Here is a 7,669-nt window from a genome sequence, read left to right as displayed (position 1 = left end):
AGAAAGAAGGTATGAAGATTTTTCAAGGCGCAATAATCTACAAGAGGGTAGTTTACTAAGAATTCAAGCTCAATTAAATTTTTAAAATTATAGCTTAAATCAATCTGAACTAAAATTAAGCCATAAGGCTAGTTCTTTAATCTAAAAACTGCACCAAGAAAGTTTATGGCTATTATTTTCATAAATCCGAGCTTGAAATTAAAAAAATCTAAATCAATAATATCCCCCCAACGCTCCTAAATATCGTCTAGAATAAAAAAGACGAAATATTACACTCAAATTAGTTTTATTCACAATAAATAGTCCACTTCAACCAAAAATCAGAGTAATTTTACATAATCTCATTTACCTGAATTTTATTAAAACACAATTGAAAAACATAGAAAAGCAAGATATTGCCATTGTATGGTTCAAAAGAGATTTGCGCTTTACCGACCATGAGCCACTTTTCTACGCACAAAAACAAAAGCTCCCGATACTTTTAATTTATTGCTTCGAACCTAGTGTCATGCATTTTGAAGATAGTGATGTAAGGCATTGGCGATTTGTGCATCAATCTTTACAAGAAATGCAAGCCAAATTGAGTGACTTAAACACTCAAATCGCTGTTTTTCACCAGGAAGCAATTCCCGTATTTGAAGCTATCAATGTACATTACAACATTAAAAATATTTTTTCGCATCAAGAGATTGGAAATAAATTAACCTATGATCGGGATTTGGCGATTCAAAAATTTTGCCAGAAAAATAATATTCAATGGACCGAATACCAGCACAATGGGGTTGTAAGAAAATTGAAATCTAGGAGGAATTGGGAAAAATTATGGAAGCAGCACATGGAAGCCGCTCCCAAATTAATTGATGAAAGCACCTGGAATTTTTTAGCATTAGATCCTACTTTGCATGAATCTCTCAAAGGTCCGGCGCTAAATCCAGAAATAAGCACCGAAAATAAGTCATTTCAAGTAGGTGGCGAATCCATGGCATGGCGCTATTTACAAAGTTTTTTAAAAGATCGATACCAGAATTATTCTAAGCATATCTCCAAACCTGCTTTAAGCCGTAAATCTTGCAGCCGCATTTCACCCTACCTCAGCTATGGCAACATCAGCATGCGGATGGTCTATCAATTTACAGTTCAACATTATCAGAAATCAGAAAATAAAAGAGCACTTTCCAATTTCATCTCTCGCCTACATTGGCATTGCCATTTCATGCAAAAGTTTGAAGATGAGTGCAGTATGGAGTTTGAGAACGTAAATAAGGCTTATGACATAATGGTAAAGCCCAGAAATGAGACTTTTATTTTAGCATGGCAAACAGGCAAAACTGGAGTCCCAATTGTGGATGCATGCATGCGCTGTGTAGTCGCCACAGGATACCTCAATTTTAGAATGCGTGCTATGGTAGTCTCCTTTTTTGTCTTTAATCTATGGCAAGATTGGCGCGAATTGCATTTCCTTGCTCGTCAATTTCTAGATTATGAACCGGGAATTCATTACCCTCAATTGCAAATGCAATCTGGCGTAACGGGCATCAATACCATCCGGATTTATAATCCCATAAAAAACTCACAAGAACATGATGAAGATGGGGTATTTATTAAAACATGGATTCCTGAATTGAAAAACGTGCCCCCTACCCTAGTTCATGAACCTTGGAAGATGAGCCTGATTGAACAAAATCTTTATGGAGTACTAATTGATCAAGATTATCCCAAGCCCATTGTAGATATTGAAACTAGTCGCAAAGCTGCAAGCGATTTAGTCTGGAGCCTCAGAAAAACGGCGGAAGTAAAAAAAGAGGGACAAAGAATTCTGAAAAAACATGTGAATACTGAAGGTAGAAGGCAATCAAAAAAGGTATAAAAATATTGTAAGAAATAATTTATACAGAATATTACGTATAAAAAATATAAAATAATTACGTATCAAAAAATGCAAATAGCATTCTAATAAGCAACAGTATTAATTAATTTTAAAGAATTAGCTCCTGATGGTTTTGGAATTAAATTCCCATTCACATAAATAAAATAGCGTAATTTGAAACAACAATTCATTTAAAGCCATGAAAATAAAATCCATTTATGTGAATCTTCCAATCAAAAACCTCGAAAAGACGAGGGAATTTTGGACTAAGCTTGGTTTTTCATTTAATGAGCAATTTTCGGATGAGAAAGCGCTATGCTTGGTATTAAATGAGGGGCTAATTTACTCGATGTTAATTAGCCATGAGTTTTTTAGCACCTTCACTAACCGATCTATTGCTGATACTTCAACAACACAAGTTTTGGTGGCAATTGAAGTGAAGAGCCGTGAATTGGTAGATCAATTAGTTAAAAATGCTTTAGAAAACGGTGCCAGTCGTTATAAAGAAAGTGTTGACCATGGTTGGATGTATTATGATAGTTTCGCTGATCTAGATGGACATCAATGGGAAATTATGTTTACCGATCCAAGTCAAATTCAGCAATAATTTTAAATCAAAATGAATAAATCCACATTTGATCAATATCTTATTGATGGTTGTATGCGTTGTAAATATGGTGCAACGCCTAAATGTAAAGTCAATAATTGGCAAACTGAATTGAAAACCCTCCGACAAATTGCACTTGAATCGGGTTTAATTGAAGAAATTAAGTGGGGAGTGCCTGTTTATACCCATCTTGGTAAAAATATTATTAGTGTAAATGCCTTAAAAGAGTCGGCAAATATGACTTTTTTTAAAGGTGCTTTATTAAGTGACCCACATAAAATCCTCCGACAACAAGGTAATATTCAATCGGGAAGAATTGCAAAATTCACCAATCCAGAACAAATTGAAAAATTGATTGATGTTTTAATTTCATACATCATTGAGGCCATGGAAATTGAAAAAAGCGGAAAAAAAGTGTCACTTATTACAACTCCTGAGCCTGCTCCTATCGAGTTATTGCAAGCCTTCGAGGAAGACCAACTATTCAAAAAAGCATTTTACACCCTAACTCCTGGTCGCCAAAGAGGTTATATTATTCATTTTTCACAAGCCAAACAATCGGCAACTCGAATTGCTAGGATTGAAAAATATAGAGCCCAAATACTAAATGGTATTGGCTTGAATGACCGTTAAATAAAGAGAAATATACATGCAATCAAATCAAAGAGTTGTAATAATTGGCGGAGGTTTAAGCGGTTTAACCCTAGCCTATTTATTAGCTAAAATAAATATCAATGCCATTATTTTAGAAGGTTCATCGCGCTTAGGCGGAAGAATACAAACTATAAAAGGTTTGAATAAAACTCCCTTGGAGCTTGGCGCGACATGGTTTTCGGATATACATCCCAATTTATTGTCGCTAATTGATGAATTGGGATTGATAAAATATCCACAGTTCTCAAAAGGGATCTCATTTTTCAAAACAAAATCATTTGAACCTGCACAACAATTTTTTGTCCCGGAAGCTGAATTACCCTCCTACCGTTTAGCAGGTGGCACACAAACATTAATTGATAGCTTGAGCGATCGGATAAATTCAGAAAACATCCAGCTAAATACAAAAGTTAAGGCAATCAAAGAATTAGACCATGAAGTTTTAATTGAAACTACTAGCGGAAAAGAATTTCATGCCGAAAAAGTAATTGTTTGTATTCCGCCACAGCTAGCCATTAACAGCATTCAATATTTTCCAGAATTAGGTTCGGAAGTAAATCATACTTTCTCAAATGTGCAAACCTGGATGTCGGGATCTATCAAATTTGTCTTAGAATATGATGAAGCCTTCTGGCGAAAAAATGGGCATTCAGGCATGCTCTACAGCCACACCGGCATTGTTAGCGAAATGTATGACCATAGCAATTTCGAAGAGAATAAATTTGGATTTACGGGTTTTTTAAGTGGCGCAGCTTCCAATTATAGCCAGGAATTAAGAAAAGAATTGCTTTTACAACAATTGCATGAATTGTTTGGCGATAAAATAATGAAACCTCTAGCCTATTTTGATAAACTATGGACCGATGAATTTATTTCTGGAGCGAATCAAATTATACAAAGACCGCATCAAAACAACGGACATAAATTACTGCAAGACAGTTATTTAAACGGAAAACTATACTTCTCTGCAACAGAAACTTCGAGTATTTACCCTGGATATATGGAAGGTGCAATTTGTGCGGCGAAGAGAGTGGTGAGGGAGATATAAAAAATAAAAACTTAGATGAGCACAAGAACTTTGAAAGAAATCAAAGATGAAGATCCGTAGAGACACACGGCCGTGTGTCTCCACGGATCACCAAAAATTAAGTAGAGACACACGACCGTGTGTATCCACGGATCACCAAAAATTAATTAGAGACACACGGCCGTGTGTCTCCACGGATCACCAAAAATTAAGTAGAGACACACGACCGTGTGTCTCTACTTTAAAATAAATTAATTTTGTCGTTTATAATTTTGATCTACAATATTTATAATCCCCAATGAAAAACGTTAAACTCATTTTTCCGCATCAATTATTTCAGTTTAACCCACTTTTTCAATTAGAAGGATCCATTTATTTGATTGAAGAGTTTTTATTCTTCAAACAATACAATTTCCACAAGCAAAAAATTGCATTTCATAGGGCCAGCATGAAGTTTTATCAAAAATTCATGCTGGATAAGGGATTTTCTATAAACTATATCCAATCAACTGATAATGAATCGGATATAAGGCTCCTAATCCCAAAATTACATGCCTCTGGACTAACTTCCATAAGCATAATCGACCCTTGCGACAATTGGCTATTAAAGCGCATAAAAACCGCTTGCCAATCCCTAAACATTCAAGTCAATGTCCTGGACTCTCCTATGTTTTTAAATAGCAATGAGGATTTAGAGACTTTTTTTAAGCCGACAAAAAAGAAATTCTTCCAGACCGAATTTTACAAACAAGAACGCATTCGCAGAAATATTTTAATTGATCAACATGGTGGTCCGGAGGGTGGGCAGTGGACTTATGACATAGATAATCGTAAGAAATATCCAAAAAACAAGGCTATAGTATCTGTTGATTTCCCGGAAATGGATGCTCTTACACAAGAAGCGCACGCCTATGTTAATCAACACTTTAGCAATAATATTGGTGAGTTAAACACTGATTTTAATTATCCCACAGGTTTTGAAACAAGTGAGAAATGGCTTCAACAATTTCTAGAAAAAAGGATGTCCGAATTTGGGGATTATGAAGATGCCATTTTGAGGTATGAAATCATCATTAATCATAGTGTCATAAGCCCAATGCTCAACATAGGCCTCCTTACCCCCGATCAAATTATCACTCAATTAATAGATTATAGTAGAAAAAACAGCCTCCCAATCAATTCTGTGGAGGGCTTTATCAGGCAAGTAATTGGCTGGCGCGAATTTATTCGTGGGGTTTATATCAGCAAGGGCACAGAGGAAAGGACCAAAAATTTTTGGGCTTTTGACAAGAAAATCCCAGCTAGTTTTTATAATGGAACAACAGGAATTTTACCAATTGATGATACCATTAAAAAAGTCCTGAAAACAGGTTATTGTCATCATATTGAGCGACTTATGATCCTGGGTAATTTCATGTTGCTTTGTGAATTTGATCCGGATGAAGTTTACCGTTGGTTTATGGAATTATTTATCGATGCATACGATTGGGTAATGGTTCCAAATGTGTATGGGATGAGTCAGTTTGCAGATGGCGGACTCATGTCGTCAAAGCCCTATGTAAGCGGAAGTAATTATTTAATGAAAATGAGTGATTATCCAAAGGGTGAATGGCAAGAGATTTGGGATGCTCTATTTTGGCGATTTTTAGATAAGCAGAGAGTGTTTTTCTTGAAAAACCCGAGACTAAGCATGCTTGTCAGAACTTTCGATAAATGGGAAGAGAGTAAAAAAATACGGGTTCATGAGATTGCAGAAAAATACCTAGAGGACATGAAAATAATTAAGATTAATCATTGATCGCTAATTTTTAATTACAGACCTTGCGGATAATCAAAGCATTTTGAATTAGCTTTTTACAAAAAAATAACATTTAAATCTCCAAATTGTACTATGGATAAGTACTTCAAAGTATTAATGGATGGCTATACTGGCTATGCAAATTACTTTATCAATGAAATTCTGAATCCGAGCTGGCATAATTATTTTTATTGGCTGCTTGGGGCTTCCATACTTATTTATTTGGCCGAAATTGCCTTTCCATGGCGTAAAAATCAAGCCCTCATTCGAGATCATTTCTGGCTTGATATTTTTTACCTTTTTTGGAATTACTTCTTGTTTTCACTGATTGCCTATAATGCAGTCTCAATGGTTGCAGTTCAAGCTTTTAATGATTTCCTGAGCTTGTTCGGCATTTCAAATTTAGTTGCAATTCAAGTCGGCAGCCTCCCAGGATGGTCACAATTATTAATAATTTTTGTACTGCGCGATTTCATGCAATGGAATATCCATCGACTTTATCATCATGTAAATTGGATGTGGGAATTCCATAAGGTGCATCATAGCACTAAAGAAATGGGTTTTGCTGCCCTCCTACGCTATCACTGGATGGAAAATATTCTTTATCGCACACTTGAATACATTCCACTAGCCATGATTGGGTTCGGAATTAGCGATTTTTTTATTGTTCACATTTTTACGCTTGTAGCAGGTCAAATTGGCCACGCTAATCTAAATATCCCCCTAGGGAAGTTAAAATATATTTTCAACGGACCACAAATGCACCTCTGGCATCATGCTAAGGAACTTCCTGAGAATCACCCAAACGGCTTTAACTATGGCATAACGCTCAGTGTTTGGGACTATATTTTTGGCACACATTATTGGCCTTCAAATGACGAGAACCTACCTGTAGGCTTGCCCGATGAAGAAAAATTTCCTGAAGACTTTGTGGGACAAAATATAGAACCTTTTAGAAGAATCTTTAAAGGGAAATGAAATTAACTATTTGTTGTTTTTTAACAACAAAGGGCAAAAGGAATTCCACAAAGAGTTCAGAGTTTAATTGATTTTAGGGTGAGCTTTACACCTAACTGTTTAATCGTAATTATTTTTGTACCCATTAAAACCTTTTCACAATAGCATTGTTATACCCTTAAGATATTCCCAAAAGCATTTAACAGCTTCATATCAAAATGTTAATGCCTATTTTCTTGTTGATTCAACAAAAACGAATCAGATTGTATATTAAATAGCTACAAAAATGAAAAGTAAATTACTCTGCCAAAGTTGCAGTATGCCACTTGAAATTGATCATGTAAAAGGGACTGAAAAAAACGGATCTAGAAGTAATGAATACTGTATTTATTGCTATGAAAATGGCCTTTTCAAAGACCCCAGCTTAAGTCTCGCAAAAATGCTTGATATCGTAGAAACGCAAATGGAAAAAATGAATATACCTTCAAAAATCATTGAGTCTTCACTAAATAAAATCCCGAAACTTAATAGATGGAGAGTGTTTTCCGAAAAATAATTTAAATCAATTATATAAAACAATCATAATCAGAGTTTTATAAAAATCAGATAAAGGGTATCCCCAATCAAAATAAAAAACGCTTCAATATTTTTATCTGATTTATTCCATCCAAAACATTAAAATACCAACCGGGAAAGGAGAGGAAGATCCCTTGGATATTGTGTGCTAAATGAGTGCACAATATCTGAAGGTGATTTTTA

General features: G+C 35.1%; 7 protein-coding genes. All 7 read left to right on the top strand.

The genetic code is table 11. From position 1 onward, the window contains the following. The first annotated feature begins 370 nt into the window (after positions 1-370). Positions 371-1,867: a deoxyribodipyrimidine photo-lyase/cryptochrome family protein gene (locus ACIQ0D_RS10210; protein ID WP_395805274.1), complete on the top strand. Its 1,497-nt coding sequence runs from the start codon at positions 371-373 to the stop codon at positions 1,865-1,867. A gap of 199 nt (positions 1,868-2,066) precedes the next feature. After that, positions 2,067-2,474, top strand: a complete 408-nt coding sequence (locus tag ACIQ0D_RS10205; protein ID WP_395805272.1) for a VOC family protein — start codon at positions 2,067-2,069, stop codon at positions 2,472-2,474. A 12-nt stretch (positions 2,475-2,486) separates the two neighbouring features. Next, positions 2,487-3,107, top strand: coding sequence for a YdeI family protein (locus tag ACIQ0D_RS10200; protein ID WP_395805270.1), 621 nt, complete (start codon positions 2,487-2,489; stop codon positions 3,105-3,107). Between the two features lie 16 nt (positions 3,108-3,123). Continuing rightward, positions 3,124-4,176, top strand: a complete 1,053-nt coding sequence (locus ACIQ0D_RS10195) for a flavin monoamine oxidase family protein (RefSeq protein ID WP_395805269.1) — start codon at positions 3,124-3,126, stop codon at positions 4,174-4,176. 277 nt (positions 4,177-4,453) lie between these two features. Next, positions 4,454-5,953 carry a cryptochrome/photolyase family protein gene (locus ACIQ0D_RS10190; RefSeq protein WP_395805267.1) on the top strand — a complete coding sequence of 500 codons (1,500 nt, stop codon included), beginning with the start codon at positions 4,454-4,456 and terminating at the stop codon, positions 5,951-5,953. A 93-nt stretch (positions 5,954-6,046) separates the two neighbouring features. After that, positions 6,047-6,931 carry a sterol desaturase family protein gene (locus ACIQ0D_RS10185; protein WP_395805265.1) on the top strand — a complete coding sequence of 295 codons (885 nt, stop codon included), beginning with the start codon at positions 6,047-6,049 and terminating at the stop codon, positions 6,929-6,931. Positions 6,932-7,196: 265 nt separating this feature from the next. Next, positions 7,197-7,466: a zinc ribbon domain-containing protein gene (locus ACIQ0D_RS10180; protein ID WP_395805263.1), complete on the top strand. Its 270-nt coding sequence runs from the start codon at positions 7,197-7,199 to the stop codon at positions 7,464-7,466. The last annotated feature ends 203 nt before the right edge of the window (positions 7,467-7,669 follow it).

Origin of the sequence: Daejeonella sp. (assembly GCF_044342615.1) — a bacterium.
Lineage (GTDB): Bacteria > Bacteroidota > Bacteroidia > Sphingobacteriales > Sphingobacteriaceae > Daejeonella.
The sequence above is the reverse complement of the archived record's forward strand: the minus strand, read 5'-3'. Positions and strand labels throughout refer to the sequence as shown.

Coding starts and splice junctions, on each gene's coding strand:
- ACIQ0D_RS10205 (WP_395805272.1), top strand. CDS start 2,067: ATGAAAATAAAATCCATTTATGTGAATCTTCCAATCAAAAACCTCGAA.
- ACIQ0D_RS10200 (WP_395805270.1), top strand. CDS start 2,487: ATGAATAAATCCACATTTGATCAATATCTTATTGATGGTTGTATGCGT.
- ACIQ0D_RS10195 (WP_395805269.1), top strand. CDS start 3,124: ATGCAATCAAATCAAAGAGTTGTAATAATTGGCGGAGGTTTAAGCGGT.
- ACIQ0D_RS10190 (WP_395805267.1), top strand. CDS start 4,454: ATGAAAAACGTTAAACTCATTTTTCCGCATCAATTATTTCAGTTTAAC.
- ACIQ0D_RS10185 (WP_395805265.1), top strand. CDS start 6,047: ATGGATAAGTACTTCAAAGTATTAATGGATGGCTATACTGGCTATGCA.
- ACIQ0D_RS10180 (WP_395805263.1), top strand. CDS start 7,197: ATGAAAAGTAAATTACTCTGCCAAAGTTGCAGTATGCCACTTGAAATT.